Annotated in this window: 12 protein-coding genes and 1 pseudogene; 7 read left to right on the top strand and 6 right to left on the bottom strand. The window is 67.8% G+C overall.

Features of this window, described 5'->3' with window-relative positions; all coding sequences use genetic code 11:
• Positions 1–9: 9 nt before the first annotated feature.
• The gene (locus QXH22_RS23910; protein WP_306245890.1) at positions 10–858 is read right to left on the bottom strand and encodes an LLM class F420-dependent oxidoreductase; all 849 of its coding nucleotides are present in this window, start codon (positions 856–858) and stop codon (positions 10–12) included.
• A gap of 167 nt (positions 859–1,025) precedes the next feature.
• Between QXH22_RS23910 and QXH22_RS23905 the strand changes: the two genes are divergently transcribed.
• From QXH22_RS23905 to QXH22_RS23875, 7 genes and pseudogenes are all read left to right on the top strand, one after another.
• Positions 1,026–1,934, top strand: coding sequence for a DUF5336 domain-containing protein (locus tag QXH22_RS23905; RefSeq protein ID WP_306245888.1), 909 nt, complete (start codon positions 1,026–1,028; stop codon positions 1,932–1,934).
• Positions 1,935–2,015: 81 nt separating this feature from the next.
• A complete protein-coding gene (locus QXH22_RS23900) occupies positions 2,016–3,320 on the top strand; it encodes a DUF6350 family protein (protein WP_371934302.1) in 1,305 nt (434 codons plus the stop codon).
• 104 nt (positions 3,321–3,424) lie between these two features.
• Positions 3,425–4,054, top strand: a complete 630-nt coding sequence (purN, locus tag QXH22_RS23895) for a phosphoribosylglycinamide formyltransferase (RefSeq protein ID WP_306245886.1) — start codon at positions 3,425–3,427, stop codon at positions 4,052–4,054.
• Positions 4,051–5,616, top strand: coding sequence for a bifunctional phosphoribosylaminoimidazolecarboxamide formyltransferase/IMP cyclohydrolase (gene purH, locus QXH22_RS23890; RefSeq protein WP_306277209.1), 1,566 nt, complete (start codon positions 4,051–4,053; stop codon positions 5,614–5,616). The genes purN and purH overlap by 4 nt, the downstream gene beginning before the upstream one ends.
• Before the next feature lie 170 nt (positions 5,617–5,786).
• Positions 5,787–6,275 (top strand): annotated as a pseudogene (locus tag QXH22_RS23885) (PPE family protein); the annotation flags it as partial.
• Positions 6,276–6,748: 473 nt separating this feature from the next.
• Positions 6,749–8,131, top strand: coding sequence for an ATP-binding protein (locus tag QXH22_RS23880; protein WP_306245882.1), 1,383 nt, complete (start codon positions 6,749–6,751; stop codon positions 8,129–8,131).
• Entirely contained in the window at positions 8,124–10,097 is a 1,974-nt protein-coding gene (locus QXH22_RS23875; protein WP_306277208.1) for a VWA domain-containing protein, read from the top strand. The genes QXH22_RS23880 and QXH22_RS23875 overlap by 8 nt, the downstream gene beginning before the upstream one ends.
• 10 nt (positions 10,098–10,107) lie before the next feature.
• On the opposite strand, the gene QXH22_RS23870 is transcribed toward QXH22_RS23875, so the two are convergent.
• From QXH22_RS23870 to QXH22_RS23850, 5 genes are all read right to left on the bottom strand, one after another.
• On the bottom strand, positions 10,108–11,751 hold the full coding sequence (locus QXH22_RS23870; protein ID WP_306277207.1) for an alpha/beta hydrolase: 1,644 nt from the start codon (positions 11,749–11,751) through the stop codon (positions 10,108–10,110).
• The gene (locus QXH22_RS23865) at positions 11,748–12,038 is read right to left on the bottom strand and encodes a WXG100 family type VII secretion target (protein WP_306245877.1); all 291 of its coding nucleotides are present in this window, start codon (positions 12,036–12,038) and stop codon (positions 11,748–11,750) included. Before QXH22_RS23865 ends, QXH22_RS23870 begins: the two co-directional genes overlap by 4 nt.
• A 101-nt stretch (positions 12,039–12,139) precedes the next feature.
• Positions 12,140–12,742, bottom strand: coding sequence for a DUF1707 domain-containing protein (locus tag QXH22_RS23860; protein WP_306245875.1), 603 nt, complete (start codon positions 12,740–12,742; stop codon positions 12,140–12,142).
• A gap of 84 nt (positions 12,743–12,826) precedes the next feature.
• Positions 12,827–13,612, bottom strand: coding sequence for an enoyl-CoA hydratase family protein (locus QXH22_RS23855; RefSeq protein WP_306277206.1), 786 nt, complete (start codon positions 13,610–13,612; stop codon positions 12,827–12,829).
• Entirely contained in the window at positions 13,612–14,778 is a 1,167-nt protein-coding gene (locus QXH22_RS23850; protein WP_306245871.1) for an acyl-CoA dehydrogenase family protein, read from the bottom strand. Before QXH22_RS23850 ends, QXH22_RS23855 begins: the two co-directional genes overlap by 1 nt.
• Positions 14,779–14,909 lie beyond the last annotated feature (131 nt).

Here is a 14,909-nt window from a genome sequence, read left to right as displayed (position 1 = left end):
CGGGTGCCGCTAAGCGAACGACGCCAGTTTGCCGGCCAGTCGCTCGACGTAGCCGGCCACCTTGTCCTCGTCGCTGTCGGGCAGCCCGAACAGCACCTCGGTGACACCGAGGTCGGCCCAGCGCGCCAGCTTCTCGCCGTCCGGCTTGAAGTCCAGCGCCACGATCTGCGGGGCGCCGTCACGGCCGGCCGCGGCCCAGACGTCCTGCAACAACTTCACCGGCTCGTCGATGTCGAAGTCCCGTGGAGTGGTGATCCAGCCGTCAGCGCTGCGCGCGATCCACTTGAAGTTCTTCTCGTTGCCCGCGGCGCCCACCAGGACGGGAATGTGCGCCTGCACGGGCTTGGGCCACGCCCAGCTCGGGCCGAACTTGACGAACTCGCCGTCGTATTCCGCCTCTTCCTGGGTCCATAGCGCGCGCATCGCCTCGAGGTACTCGCGCAGCATGGTGCGACGACGTCCGGGCGGCACGTTGTGATCGGCCAGTTCGTCTGTGTTCCAGCCGAAACCGACACCCAGACTGACGCGCCCGCCGGACATGTGGTCGAGCGTCGCGATGCTCTTCGCCAGGGTGATCGGGTCGTGCTCGACCGGCAACGCCACCGCCGTGGACAAGCGCACCCGCGACGTCACCGCACACGCCGCCCCGAGGCTCACCCAGGGATCCAGCGTGCGCATGTATCGGTCGTCGGGCAGCGACTCGTCACCGGTGGTGGGGTGCGCCGCCTCCCGCTTGATCGGTATGTGGGTGTGTTCGGGCACGTAGAACGTGTGAAAACCATGTGTGTCGGCGAGTTTCGCGGCGGCCGCCGGGGAAATGCCGCGATCGCTGGTGAACAGAACGAGGCCGTAGTCCATGCCCCAATTTAGAACGTGTTCTACTTTTGGCCGCACGCGGCCCCCTGCGGCGACGGGCATTACTTCGCCGAGGTGCGCTAGCGTGGTTGATCGAATGCGTCGCACGCGGCACCGCGTCGCTCCGCAGTAGAGGGGCCGTGACGGCACCGGAAGCAACAGGAGGACTCATGACCTACCAGCCCGGTAGTCCCGGATATCCATCCGCGCAGCAGCCCGCCGGCTCCTATGGCAGCGGCGCCGCCCCGGCCGCCCCCCAGGCTGAGCCCGGCGAAAGCAAGCTCGGGGTGTACCTGGCCATCGCGGTCTCGGCCTTCGGCCTGCTGGCCTACTTCTTCAGCTTCGGCCCGATGTTCAGCTACACCTCGGACATGGGCGGGTCCGGCATTGACGTCTCCGGTGACACCGGCTTATCGGTCGCCGTCGCCTTGGTTGCAGGGATGCTGGCGGGCCTCGGGCTGTTGCCGAAGGCCAAGAGTTACGTGCCTATTGTCGCGGTGCTTTCGATTTTGGGGGTGCTGCTGATCATCAGCGGGACGTTCAACAAGCCGAGCTCGTTCTCCACCGGCTGGGCGCTGTGGGTCGTGTTGTTCTGCATCGTGTTCCAGGCGGTGGCCGCGGTCGGCGCGTTGCTGCTGGAGTCGGGCGTGATCACCGCGCCGGCGCCGCGTCCCAAGTACGACCCGTTCGGCGGCGGCTACGGACAGTACGGACAGTACGGCCAATACGGGGGCCAGCCGGGCGGGTACTACGGTCAGCCGGGTGCACAGCAGCCCGCGCAGAATCCGGGTCAGTCGTCGGGATACGGCTCGCAGTACGGCGGTGGTTACTCGTCGAACCCCAACCCGCAGTCCGGTGGTTTTCAGGCGCAGCCCACGCAGCAGGTGCCCCAGCAGCAAGGGCAGACACACACCCCGCCCACCGGCTTCCCGAGTTTCAGCCCGCCTCCGCCGGTCAGTGCAGGCACCGGATCGCAGGGTGGTTCTGCCCCGGTCAACTACGGCAACAACGCCGGTGGTGGCCAGCAGTCGTCCTACGGTCAGGGTCAGCAGGCGTCCCCTGGTTCGGCGCCGGTCTAACCGCGCGCCCGCGCGCCTAGTCAGGCTCGTGCGCGAAGAGTGACCCACCAAGAGTGACCCACCAAGAGTGACCCACCAAGAGTGACAAGGGTGTCGGCAAGAAACGGAGAAACGGGCGCCCGCCAAGCGCGCGACCTGGTGAGGGTCGCTTTCGCGCCCGCTGTCGTGGCGCTGGTCGTCATCGCGGCCGTCACGCTGTTGCAGCTGTTGATCGCCAACAGCGACATGACCGGCGCCCTGGGCGCCATCGCCAGCATGTGGCTGGGCGTGCACCAGGTTCCCATCTCGATCGGCGGCCGGGAACTGGGCGTCATGCCACTATTGCCGGTCCTGTTGATGGTGTGGGGCACCGCACGGACGACGGCGCGCGCAACTTCGCCGTACTCCTCGTGGCTGGTGATTCGATGGGTCATCGCGTCGGCGTTGGGCGGTCCGTTGGTGATCGCCGCGATTGCGCTGGCGGTGATTCACGACGCGTCGTCGGTGCTGACCGAGTTGCAGACCCCCAGTGCCTTGCGCGCTTTCACCAGTGTGCTGGTGGTGCATGCCATCGGGGCCGCGATCGGGGTCTGGTCACGAGCGGGGCGACGGGCGCTGGCCGCTTCTGTCCTGCCGAACTGGCTGGGCGACTCGTTACGAGCCGCTGCCGCGGGCGTTCTCGCCCTGCTCGGGCTTTCCGGCATGGTGACGGCCGGGTCGCTGGTCGTGCACTGGTCGACCATGCAGGACCTGTACGGGATCACCGACTCCATCTGGGGACAGTTCAACCTCACCGCGCTGTCGGTGCTCTATGCGCCGAATGTGATCGTCGGTGCCGCGGCCGTGGCGGTGGGTTCCAGCGCCCACATCGGGTTCGCGACATTCAGCTCGTTCACGGTTTTCGGCGGCGACGTGCCGGCCCTGCCGATCCTGGCCGCAGCGCCGACCCCGCCGCTGGGGCCGGTGTGGGTTGCGCTGCTGATCATCGGCGCGGCCGCCGGTGTCGCGGTCGGACAGCAGTGCGCCCGTCGTGCGTTGCCCCTGATCCCCGCGCTGGCCAAACTGCTGGTCGCGGCTCTGGTGGCGGCGCTGACGATGACGCTGCTCGGCTATGGCGGGGGCGGCAAACTGGGCAACTTCGGCGACGTCGGTGTCGACCACGGGGCCATGTTCCTCGGCGTGCTGTTCTGGTTCACCGTGGTGGGGGGCGTCACCGTGGTGATGACGGGAGGCATTCGGCGGCGCCCGCGGCGGCGGCGGGTCAAACCTGCTGTCGCACCGGAGCCGGTCGCCGCAGAAGAGCCGTTGACGGACGCCTTCGACGACGACGAGTTTGAGGACGTCGAGGAGCCCCCGATGCCCGACGAGCAAGCCGAGCAGCCGCGCCACCCGACTGAAGACGACTAGTTCCCGTGCGCGTGCGCGTCGAGGGTGCGGCGAGGGTTGCGATGAGCGCGGCGGAACAGCCGTGGGCGACATCTCGATGCCGGGGGACCGACTAGGCTCTCCGTGTGCAGGAACCGCTCCGTGTACCCCCGAGTGCACCGGCGCGGCTGGTGGTGCTGGCGTCGGGAACCGGATCGCTGCTCAACTCCCTGCTGGACGCGGCCCGGGGCGACTATCCCGCGCGCGTGGTGGCCGTCGGCGTCGATCGCGACTGCCGGGCCACCCAGATCGCCGCTGACGCCCAGATCCCGGCCTTCGCTGTCCGTGTCGGCGAGCACCCCACCCGCGATGACTGGGACGCCGCCATCACCGAGGCCACCGCCGCCCACCACCCCGACCTGGTGGTGTCCGCGGGATTCATGAGAATCCTTGGCCCGCAATTTCTTTCGCGGTTCAACGGCCGCATCCTGAACACCCACCCGGCGCTACTGCCCGCCTTTCCCGGTGCGCACGGCGTTCGCGACGCGCTGGCCTACGGCGTCAAAGTCACCGGCTGTACGGTGCACCTGGTGGACGCCGGCGTGGACACTGGTCCGATACTGGCGCAGCAGCCCGTCGACGTGCGCGACGGCGACAATGAAGAGACCTTGCATGAACGCATCAAGGTCGTGGAACGCCAACTCCTGGTGGATGTGGTGGCCGCGATCGCGACCCGCGGCGTGACGGTCACCGAGCGAAAGGCGACCCTGGGATGAACATCGACAAGAAGCCGATCCGTCGCGCACTGATCAGCGTGTACGACAAGACCGGACTGGTCGAACTCGCGCAGGGCCTGACCGCCGCCGGGGTCGAGATCGTCTCGACCGGTTCGACCGCCAAGACCATTGCGGACAAAGCGATTCCGGTCACCCGCGTCGAGGAGCTCACCGGATTTCCCGAGGTGCTCGACGGGCGCGTCAAGACCCTGCACCCCAAGGTGCACGCCGGTCTGCTCGCCGATCTGCGCAAACCCGAGCACCGCGAGTCGCTCGAGAAGCTCGGCGTCGCCGCCTTCGAACTCGTCGTCGTCAACCTCTACCCGTTCACCCAGACCGTCGAGTCCGGCGCCAGCCCCGACGAGTGTGTCGAGCAGATCGACATCGGCGGGCCGTCGATGGTGCGCGCCGCCGCCAAGAACCATCCCAGCGTCGCCGTCGTCACCGACCCCCGTGGATACGACGGCGTGCTGGCCGCGGTGCGGCACGGCGGATTCACCCTCGCCGAGCGGAAGAAGCTGGCGTCGTTGGCTTTTCAGCACACCGCCGAATACGACATCGCCGTGGCGACCTGGATGCAGTCCACCCTGGCCCCGGAGGAGCCCGCGCAGGAATTCCCGCACTTCTTCGCCAAGAATTGGCGCCGCCAGGCGACTTTGCGCTACGGCGAGAACCCGCATCAGCAGGCCGCCCTCTACCTCGATCCCGGCGCCTGGCCGGGTCTGGCGCAGGCTGAGCAGCTGCACGGAAAAGAGATGTCCTACAACAACTTCACCGATGCGGATGCGGCCTGGCGGGCGGCCTTCGACCACCAGCAGACGTGCGTGGCGATCATCAAGCACGCCAATCCGTGCGGCATCGCGATCTCCGACGTCTCGGTCGCCGACGCGCACCGCAAGGCCCACGACTGCGACCCGCTGAGCGCCTTCGGCGGCGTGATCGCCGCCAACACCGAAGTCAGCGTCGAGATGGCGGAGTATGTCAGCACCATCTTCACCGAGGTCATCGTGGCGCCGGCGTACGAGCCGGGCGCCCTCGAGGTGCTGACACGCAAGAAGAACATCCGGGTACTGCTCGCCTCCGAGCCGCTCGAGGGCGGCCACGAGCTGCGCCCGATCAGCGGCGGCCTGCTGATCCAGCAACGTGACCAGCTCGACGCCGCCGGCGACGACCCGAACAACTGGACGCTGGCCACCGGCGAACCCGCCGACCCCGCCACCCTCACCGACCTGGTGTTCGCCTGGCGGGCCTGCCGCGCGGTGAAGTCCAACGCGATCGTCATCGTCGCGGGTGGCGCCACCATCGGTGTCGGCATGGGGCAGGTCAACCGCGTCGACGCCGCGCGGCTCGCGGTGGAACGCGGCGGCGACCGCGTCAAGGGCGCCGTCGGCGCGTCCGATGCGTTCTTCCCGTTTCCGGACGGACTGGAGACGCTGACGGCCGCGGGCGTCAAAGCCGTCGTGCACCCGGGCGGTTCGGTACGCGACGACGAAGTCACCGCGGCCGCGGCCAAGGCCGGTGTCACGTTATACCTCACTGGTGCACGGCACTTCGCGCACTGAGGCCTCCCAGGTGCAGGTGCGGCTGGTCTGCGGCACCCTCCCGAATCAGGGGAGTCCCGCCAAAACGCTGCTGGGTCCGCTGCGACCGCTCTAATGTGTACGCGTCGGGATCTGCGAACGCCCGGGTTGTTCGCGACGCATTGTGACGGACGCGCGTAGAAGGACTCCCGATGAGCTTTTTGATGTTGCCGCCGGAAATCAACTCGATGTTGATGCACATCGGCGCTGGCTCGGCCCCGATGCTGGGTGCCGCGTCGGCATGGGACGGTTTAGCCGCCGAATTGGGTGCTGCGGCGTCGTCATTCTCGTCGGTGACGTCAGGCTTGACCAGTCAGGCGTGGCAGGGTGCGGCCTCTCAGGTGATGGCGGCGGCGGCGGCCCCGTACGCGTTGTTTCTGAACGCCGCGGCCGAGCATGCCGCGACGGCCGGTCAGCAGGCCCGGGTGATGGCGGGCGTATTCGAGACGGCACAGGCGTCGGTGGTGCATCCCGCAGCCATCGCGGCCAACCGCGATGGCTTTGTGCAGTTGGTCATGTCCAACTTGTTCGGCCAGAATGCGCCCGCGATTGCGGCAACGGAGTCCGTATACGAAGAAATGTGGGCGCGAGATGTCGACGCGATGATCGGCTATCACGCTGGGGCATCCCAAGCCGCGGCGGCATTGCCGGCCGCGGGCAAGTTCACCGGCGGTGCGGCAGTCCTGCGTAACCTCATGACATTGTTCAAGCGCCTTCCCAAGGCCGTCAATCGCCTGAGAAAAGCCGATGAGAAATTGGGCGGCGAGATCAGAAGACGCGAGGATGCCTTGGGTGCGGGGTTTGTTCGCGACGTCCAACACATCGTTGACGAGATCAATAAAGCCGTGAACGCACCCGTGGTCAACGAATTCAAGAGCAACCTCGCGCAGATCGTCCCGAATGGAATACCGATCATTGCGCCCGGGGGAGGCATAGGCATCATCCGCAGGCTCTGATCGTGCTCGCAGATTCTCGCCACCAGGCGATCTGCCCGCCCGCGCTCAGCCGCTTACGCTTGCGCCGAGAGTGAAATCCGCGACCGACACGCCGGGAATGTGGGCCGGGAAAGTCACTCTCGTCGGCACAACGAGAGCTGGCGTCGTAGCTTGGAGAGGTGACTTCACCGAGCAATCTGCCCCGAACCCTTGGCGAGCTGCGGGCCTCCGGTCACCGTGAGCGGGGGGTCAAGCAGGAGATCCGCGAAAATCTGCTGACCGCTTTGGCGGACGGCGACGAGGTATGGCCCGGCATCCTGGGGTTTGACGACACCGTGATCCCGCAACTGGAGCGGGCACTGATCGCCGGCCACGACTTCGTGCTGCTGGGGGAACGCGGCCAGGGTAAGACCCGGCTGCTGCGGGCGCTGACGGGCCTGCTCGACGAGTGGACTCCGGTGATCGACGGATCCGAGCTGGGCGAACATCCGTACACGCCGATCACACCCGAGTGGATCCGCCGCGCGGCCCAGTTGCAGGACGACCTGCCGGTGGCCTGGAAGCACCGCAGCGAGCGCTACACCGAGAAGCTGGCCACTCCCGATACCAGCGTCGCCGACCTGGTCGGTGACATCGACCCGATCAAGGTCGCCGAAGGGCGCAGCCTGGGCGACCCGGAAACCATTGCCTATGGCCTGATTCCGCGCGCACACCGCGGCATCGTCGCCGTCAATGAGCTTCCCGACCTGGCCGAGCGGATCCAGGTCTCGATGCTCAACGTCATGGAGGAGCGCGACATCCAGGTCCGTGGCTACACGCTGCGGCTGCCGCTGGACGTCCTGGTGGTGGCCAGTGCCAACCCCGAGGACTACACCAACCGCGGGCGCATCATCACCCCGCTCAAGGACCGGTTCGGCGCCGAGATCCGCACCCACTACCCGCTGGAGTTGGCGGCCGAAGTCGGCGTCATCGCCCAGGAAGCGCACCTGAGCGCGCAGGTGCCCGACTATCTGCTGCAGGTGATCGCGCGGTTCGCCCGCTACCTGCGTGAGTCGAGCTCCGTCGACCAGCGCTCCGGGGTGTCGGCACGGTTCGCGATCGCGGCGGCCGAGACGGTCGCGGCCGCGGCCCGGCACCGCGGCGCGATCCTCGGGGAGACCGACCCGGTGGCCCGCGTAGTCGACCTGGGCACGATCATCGACGTGCTGCGCGGAAAGCTGGAGTTCGAATCCGGCGAGGAAGGCCGCGAGCAGGCCGTACTCGAGCACCTGCTGCGCCGCGCCACCGCCGACACCGCATCTCGGGTGCTTGGCGGCATCGACGTCGGCACGCTGGTCTCGGCGGTCGAGAGGGGATCCGCGGTCACGACGGGGGAGCGGGTGTCGGCCAAGGATGTGCTGGCCGCGGTGCCCGGTCTGCCGGTGGTGGACAAGATCGCGGCCAAACTGGGTGCCGAGTCCGAAGGGGAGCGCGCGGCGGCACTGGAACTGGCGCTGGAAGCGTTGTATCTGGCCAAGCGGGTCGACAAGGTATCCGGGGAGGGGCAGACGGTTTATGGGTAGGTCTCACTCGCAGCGCTACTCGGCGTACACCGGCGGGCCCGATCCGCTGGCTCCGCCGGTGGATCTGCGTGAGGCGCTCGAACAGATCGGGCAGGACGTCATGGCGGGCACCTCACCGCGGCGGGCCCTGTCGGAGTTGTTGCGCCGCGGCTCCGAGAACATGCGCGGTGCCGACCGGCTGGCCGCCGAGGCCAACCGCAAGCGACGGGATCTGCTGCGCCGCAACAACTTGGACGGCACCCTGCAGGAGATCAAGAAGCTGCTCGACGAGGCGGTGCTGGCCGAGCGCAAGGAACTGGCCCGTGCCCTCGACGACGACGCCCGCTTTTCCGAGCTGCAGCTGGAGTCGTTGCCGCCGTCGCCGGCCAAGGCCGTGCAGGAGTTGTCCGAATATCAGTGGCGCAGCCCCGAGGCCCGGCAGAAGTACGAACAGATCAAGGATCTGCTCGGCCGCGAGATGCTCGACCAGCGGTTCGCGGGTATGAAGCAGGCGTTGGAAGGCGCCACCGACGAGGACCGCCAGCGGGTCAACGAGATGCTCGACGACCTGAACGACCTGCTGGACAAGCACTCTCGCGGTGAAGACACCCAGCAGGACTTTCAGGACTTCATGAACAAGCACGGCGAGTTCTTCCCGGAGAACCCGCGCAACGTCGAGGAGCTGCTGGATTCGCTGGCCAAACGGGCCGCGGCGGCCCAGCGGTTCCGCAACAGCCTGAGCCAGGAGCAGCGCGACGAGCTGGATGCCCTGGCGCAGCAGGCCTTTGGGTCCCCGTCGCTGATGAACGCCCTGAATCGTCTGGACGCGCACCTGCAGGCGGCCCGGCCGGGCGAGGATTGGACCGGGGATCAGCAATTCTCCGGCGACAATCCCATGGGCATGGGCGAGGGTACGCAGGCGCTGGCCGACATCGGGGAGTTGGAGCAGCTGGCCGAGCAGCTGTCGCAGGCATACCCGGGCGCGACCATGGATGACGTCGACCTCGACGCGTTGGCCCGGCAACTCGGTGACGACGCCGCCGTCGATGCCAGGACGCTGGCCGAACTCGAACGGGCGCTGCTCAATCAGGGTTTTCTCGACCGCGGGTCCGACGGTCAGTGGCGACTGTCTCCCAAAGCCATGCGCCGGCTCGGCGAGACGGCATTACGCGATGTCGCACAACAACTTTCGGGACGCCACGGCGAACGTGACCACCGTCGGGCCGGTGCGGCGGGCGAGTTGACTGGCGCGACGAGGCCGTGGCAGTTCGGCGACACCGAGCCCTGGAACATTTCCCGCACCCTCACCAATGCCGTACTGCGGCAATCGGGTACCCGCACGCTGGATGGGCAACTGAGCATCACGGTCGACGACGTGGAGGTCTCCGAGACCGAGATGCGCACGCAGGCTGCGGTCGCGCTGCTGGTGGACACGTCGTTCTCGATGGTGATGGAGAACCGGTGGCTGCCGATGAAACGGACGGCGCTGGCGCTCAACCACCTGGTAAGCACCCGGTTCCGGTCAGATGCCTTGCAGATCATCGCCTTTGGCCGCTACGCGCGCACCGTGTCGGCCGCCGAGCTGACCGGATTGGAGGGCGTCTACGAGCAGGGCACCAACCTGCACCACGCGCTCGCGCTGGCGGGCCGTCACCTGCGCCGGCATCCCAACGCCCAGCCCGTCGTGCTGGTGGTGACCGACGGGGAGCCCACCGCGCATCTGGAGGACTACGGAGACGGCACGTCGGTCTTCTTCGACTACCCGCCGAACCCGCGCACGATTTCCTTCACCGTCAAGGGATTCGACGACATGGCCCGGCTGGGCGCGCAGATCACCATCTTCCGGCTGGGCAGAGACCCCGGCCTGGCCCGGTTCCTCGACAAGATCGCCCGCCGGGTCGAGGGGCGGGTGGTGGTGCCCGATCTCGACGGCCTGGGTGCCGCGGTCGTGGGCGACTACCTGAAGTCGCGCCGCCGCCGCCGCTAGTGCGCGACCACTAGCCGGGTCGCCTGTTCATGCCGGCCACGACAGGCGTGATGAGGTCTTTCGGGAGACCGGCCAGCACAACCGCGAGGTTGTAGGCACTCATCCGGAGGTTCCCGTTGCTGCCCGGCTCGGCGTACTCCGAGTGCCCGTAAGCGCGTTCGTGCAATTGACCGTCGCCGTACCGGCCGTCCATCGCATACCCGGTGTTCGCCGACAGTTCAGTCATCCCGGGCACCTCCTGCGGGGCGGCGCCGAAGGCGCGCAATCCCGGAATCAGTTCGGAGACAATGTCATCCGTCCCGACCATGTAGTACGCATGTCCCCGGGGGACGCCGAGCTGCGAGGCGTCGGTGAGTTCGGCCCCAGGCGAGCCGTACAACACCACGTCGCTGACCGGCGCACCTTGCTGCACAGCCAGACTGGTCGTCACCGACCCGTAGGAGTGCCCGAACGCGGCGATGCCCGGCTCTGCGGTGTTGCCGGCCGCGGCCAGACCGCGGTAGAAGCTGTTCAGGGCGCGGGCGCCGTCGCGCGCAAGCCAGTCGTGTCCCACATCCCGCAGGCTGTCCGGGGCGTCGTAGCCGAGCCAGGCGATCGAGGCCACCGCGTCGGGATGGGCGACGCCGGCGCGGCTCCGCAGCAGTCTCGCCTCGTCGCGCTGAAACCGGGCCTCTCGCACCATCTTCCCGGTGCTCGCGCTCACCCTCGTGGTCAGCCCGTTGACGGTGACCCCGATCCGCTCGGCGTTGTCGACGTCGCCGATCGCGACGGCCGCGAGCACCTTTCCCGGGACGGCTGCGGTATCCAGCAAGAGCAGACCGGCATCCGGATTCTCGGCCAGGCTGTCATGCAGCGCGGTGAGGTCTGCCAATGCGCCGGGGTCGGTGTGCCAGCCGTACGAGTCGATCCAGCCCTGCCGCAACCGGTCGAGCTCTCGTTGCAGCACAGGGATATTGAGCTCGTTGCGGACCGTGGCCGGTATGCCGTCCCGGTTGCGCAGCGCGTCGGGCCAATTCTGCCTGGCCCGGTCTTGTTGCCACGGCGTCAAGGCATGCCACCACGTCGCGACGGCCGCCGGAGCGGCGTCCGGGGCCGGCAGTTGCGGCGGGCTCGGTTGGCGGTGGCTGAGTTGCGACTCGACCCGATCGGCGTGGAGGTCACCTTCGGCGCCGCGGATCGCGGCTGCAAGGTCTTCGTCGGCGCGCTCGGCATCGGCCAACAACCGGCGCAGGCCTTCGGTCAGCCGCACCGCCGCATCGAGGATGGCCTCTTGCTGGGCGGCGGTGAAGGCGAGCAGGTTCGACGGCGGCAGCGCCATCGCGACGGCCTCATCGATCACCAGATGGCTTTGCCGCGCCCCCTCCCGCATCGCCTGCAGCTGCTGTTTGAGCGCGCCGACCTCCTCGGCGGATTGTTCGGCGGCATGCGCGACCGCGGCGCAGGCGTCCGCGTGGTCGTCCAGCACGAGCATGGTCTGACCGGTGGCTGCACGTGCCGCGTCGGCGGCGTCGCCTCCGAATGCCAGCAGCCGCATCAACTCGGTGACCACCGCGGATGTGGTCCGGGTCCCGTGTGCCCGTTTGATCGCCGCGTCGAAGACGGTGGTGATGGCCGCCGGATCCCAGCGTTCGATATCGGCCAGGGTCAACGTCATCGCAGCGTGGCGGCGTTATGGCGCTCCATCGCGCTGAAGCCGGCAGCGGCGACCCGCAGGCTGCCGGCATGCTCACCGAATCGGGCGAGCTGTCCGGCGGTGGCTGCCGCCCATCGGTCCAGCAGTCCCGACAGCGCCACGGCCGACGATCCCACCCAGCCTCGTTGCGCGTCATCCACGTCCCGGTGACAGGACGTCTGTAGATCGAGAAGGATCTGGCCGTGATCGGCCAGTTCGATGCTCGCCCTGAAAAGCGCGTCAGGAATTGCCCGCAAGTTTGGTGCCACTGGAATTCGCCTTCCGCCGATGCGAACGTTGGGCGAAGTGTGGCACCGCAATCGGCGGCCGGCGACTCAGCTTTCCACAGGCGGCGTGGGGCGCGGGTTGGCTACTTGCGAGCCTTCCGCGCCTTGCGCTTGATACCGACGCCACCCCACAGTGAGAAGCCTTTGATCTTTACGGTGGGCGCGCCCCGGGTGCCCTCACCGACGACTTCGTGGTCGAAGTTGCCCATCACGCCGCGGCCGTGGATCTCGACATTGACTTCGGGCGGCAACAGGAACGTCTGCGCGCTCATGATGGAGTAGGCGTGAATCTCGACCTCGGTGGAGGTGAAGTCCGCATAACGCAGGTCGATGACGCCGCTGCCCCAGAACGTGAAGGTGGTCAGCTTCTTCGGGATGTTCCATCGGCCGCGGCGCTCGAAACCGCTCATGATGGCCAGCAGCAGCGTGGAGGGTGCCGGATTGCAGTTGCCGCCGCGCCGGGGGCTGACCGCCGTGCCGGGTAGGTCGGCCCGCAGTTGGTCCAACTCTTGATAGGTGGTGGCGGCGTAAGCCTTGGTTAGTCGGTCTTCGTATTCGTTGAGCTGGAGGCGGCCCTGTTCGGCCGCATAGGCCAGCAACTGCGCAATCTGGATGCGGTCGGTGTCCTCTGCGCGCGACGTCTCGTCACGCGTGGCCTTCACATCACGCTGGGCTGGGTTGGTCATCTCACCCGCGAGCTTACGACTTTCACGGTTTGCTGCAAAAGGAGTTGGCTGAACTGCAACCTTGACAGGTTCCCAGCAGCCCCGTCAGGGCGTGCGGTCGGTGTCGGAGACCCAGCTGGGGGGACGTTTCTGCAGAAAAGCAAGCATGCCTTCGCGTGCTTCTTCGGACACGAAGAGCCGGGCCGATTCCTCGGTGAGCCGCTCTGCGTCGCGATCGAAGCCCTCGAGCACAGCGGCGGTGGTGAGCGCCTTGGATGCGGCCAGGCCCTGCGGTGATCCGCGCCCGACGTCGGCGATTAGTCCGGCCACCGCGGCGTCCACGTCGTCGGCGGCCAGCGTGATCAATCCGATGGCTTCGGCTTCGCTGGCGCCGAATGTCTCGCCGGTGAGGTAATAGCGTGCGGCGGCCCGCGCGGACAGCTTTGGCAGCAATGTCAGCGAGATGATGGCCGGCGCGACGCCGATGCGCGCCTCGGTCAGGGCAAACGTGCTGCGCGGCCCGGCCACCACCATGTCGCACGCCCCGACGAGGCCGAAGCCGCCCGCCCGCACGTGGCCGTCGATGGCGCCGATCACCGGCCGCGGGGAGGAGACGATGGCACGCAGCAGCGCGGTCATCTCCTTCGCCCGGGCCACGGCCAGCTCGAAGGGGTCGCCCCCACCCGCCTCGGAGAGGTCGGCGCCCGCGCAGAAGGTGCCGCCGGTATGCCCGAGCACCACGACCCGCACCGCCGGGTCCGCCGCGGCGGCCCGCAGTCCCTCGTGCAACTGGGTGACCAGCGTGGTCGACAGTGCATTGCGGTTGTGCGGCGAGTTCAGTGTCAGCCGGGCAACCACGCCGTCCCGGGCGTACTCGACGAGGGTGTCCATCAGTACGAGCGGGGCAGGCCCAGTGACGTCTGCGCGACGAAGTTGAGCACCATCTCGCGGCTGATCGGTGCGATCCGCGCCAGCCTCGAAGCGGTCAACATGGCTGCCACGCCGTACTCCTTGGTCAGCCCGTTTCCGCCCATCGACTGCACGGCCTGGTCGACGGCCCGGGTGGAAGCCTCCCCGGCCGCGTACTTGGCCATGTTGGCGGCCTGGGCCGCGCCGCCGTCGTCGCCGGCGTCGTAGAGCGTCGCCGCCTTCTGCATCATCAGCTTGGCCAGCTCGACCTCGATGTGGCACTGCGCCAACGGGTGCGCCAGGCCCTGGTGCGATCCGATCGGAGCGCCCCAGACGTTGCGGGTCTTGACGTAGTCGACGGCCTTGTCGAGCGCGAACCGGCCCATGCCCACGGCACTGGCCGCGCCCATGATGCGCTCGGGGTTCAAGCCCGCGAAAAGCTGTGCGATCGCCGCGTCTTCGGCTCCGACCAGCGCGTCCGACGGCAACCGCACGTCGTCGATGAACACCTGGAATTGGCGCTCGGGGCTGATCAGCTCCATCTCGATCGGCGTGTAGGTGAAGCCGGGGGAGTCGGTGGGCACCACGAACAGCGCCGGCCTGAGCTTGCCGGTCTTGGCCTCCTCGGTGCGGCCGACCACGAGCACCGCCTGGGCCTGGTCGACGCCGGAGATGTAGACCTTCTGGCCCTTGAGGATCCAGTCGCTGCCGTCGCGGCGGGCGGTGGTGGTGATCTTGTGCGAGTTGGAACCGGCGTCGGGTTCGGTGATCGCGAAGGCCATGGTGAGGGTGCCGTCGGCGATGGCAGGAACCCAGCGCTTCTTCTGCTCCTCGGTGCCGAACTTGCTGATGATGGTGCCGTTGATGGCCGGTGAGACCACCATCAGCAGCAGCGCGCTGCCTGCGGCCGCCATCTCCTCCATGACCAGCGCGAGCTCATACATGCCGGCCCCGCCGCCGCCGTACTCCTCCGGCAGGTTCACCCCGAGAAAGCCGAGTTTGCCTGCCTCGGACCATAATTCGGTGGTGTGCTCCTGGGCGCGGGCCTTCTTCAGGTAGTACTCGGCACCGTAGCCGGACGCCCACTCGCGTACCGCCTTGCGCAGCGCCTGGCGGTCTTCGCTTTCGATGAAGCTGGTATCGGTCATGACGGATCCTTACCTTTCTTGCAGGGTGTTCGTTGCCGTCGGCCGTAGGCTTCGAATCGCCCAGGGGCAGCGGGTATGGCTTTCATGTGGTCGCCATCGTTGATGGCCGAAGGAGATTGGCCGCCTGTTGT

This window comes from Mycobacterium sp. TY814 (assembly GCF_030755175.1).
GTDB lineage: Bacteria > Actinomycetota > Actinomycetes > Mycobacteriales > Mycobacteriaceae > Mycobacterium.
This window is presented reverse-complemented; position numbering and strand designations above follow the sequence as displayed.

Excerpts from the sequence above, each read along its gene's own strand:
- QXH22_RS23910 (WP_306245890.1), bottom strand. The coding sequence starts at position 858 with ATGGACTACGGCCTCGTTCTGTTCACCAGCGATCGCGGCATTTCCCCG.
- QXH22_RS23905 (WP_306245888.1), top strand. The coding sequence starts at position 1,026 with ATGACCTACCAGCCCGGTAGTCCCGGATATCCATCCGCGCAGCAGCCC.
- purH (WP_306277209.1), top strand. The coding sequence starts at position 4,051 with ATGAACATCGACAAGAAGCCGATCCGTCGCGCACTGATCAGCGTGTAC.
- QXH22_RS23875 (WP_306277208.1), top strand. The coding sequence starts at position 8,124 with ATGGGTAGGTCTCACTCGCAGCGCTACTCGGCGTACACCGGCGGGCCC.
- QXH22_RS23870 (WP_306277207.1), bottom strand. The coding sequence starts at position 11,751 with ATGACGTTGACCCTGGCCGATATCGAACGCTGGGATCCGGCGGCCATC.
- QXH22_RS23860 (WP_306245875.1), bottom strand. The coding sequence starts at position 12,742 with ATGACCAACCCAGCCCAGCGTGATGTGAAGGCCACGCGTGACGAGACG.
- QXH22_RS23855 (WP_306277206.1), bottom strand. The coding sequence starts at position 13,612 with ATGGACACCCTCGTCGAGTACGCCCGGGACGGCGTGGTTGCCCGGCTG.
- QXH22_RS23850 (WP_306245871.1), bottom strand. The coding sequence starts at position 14,778 with ATGACCGATACCAGCTTCATCGAAAGCGAAGACCGCCAGGCGCTGCGC.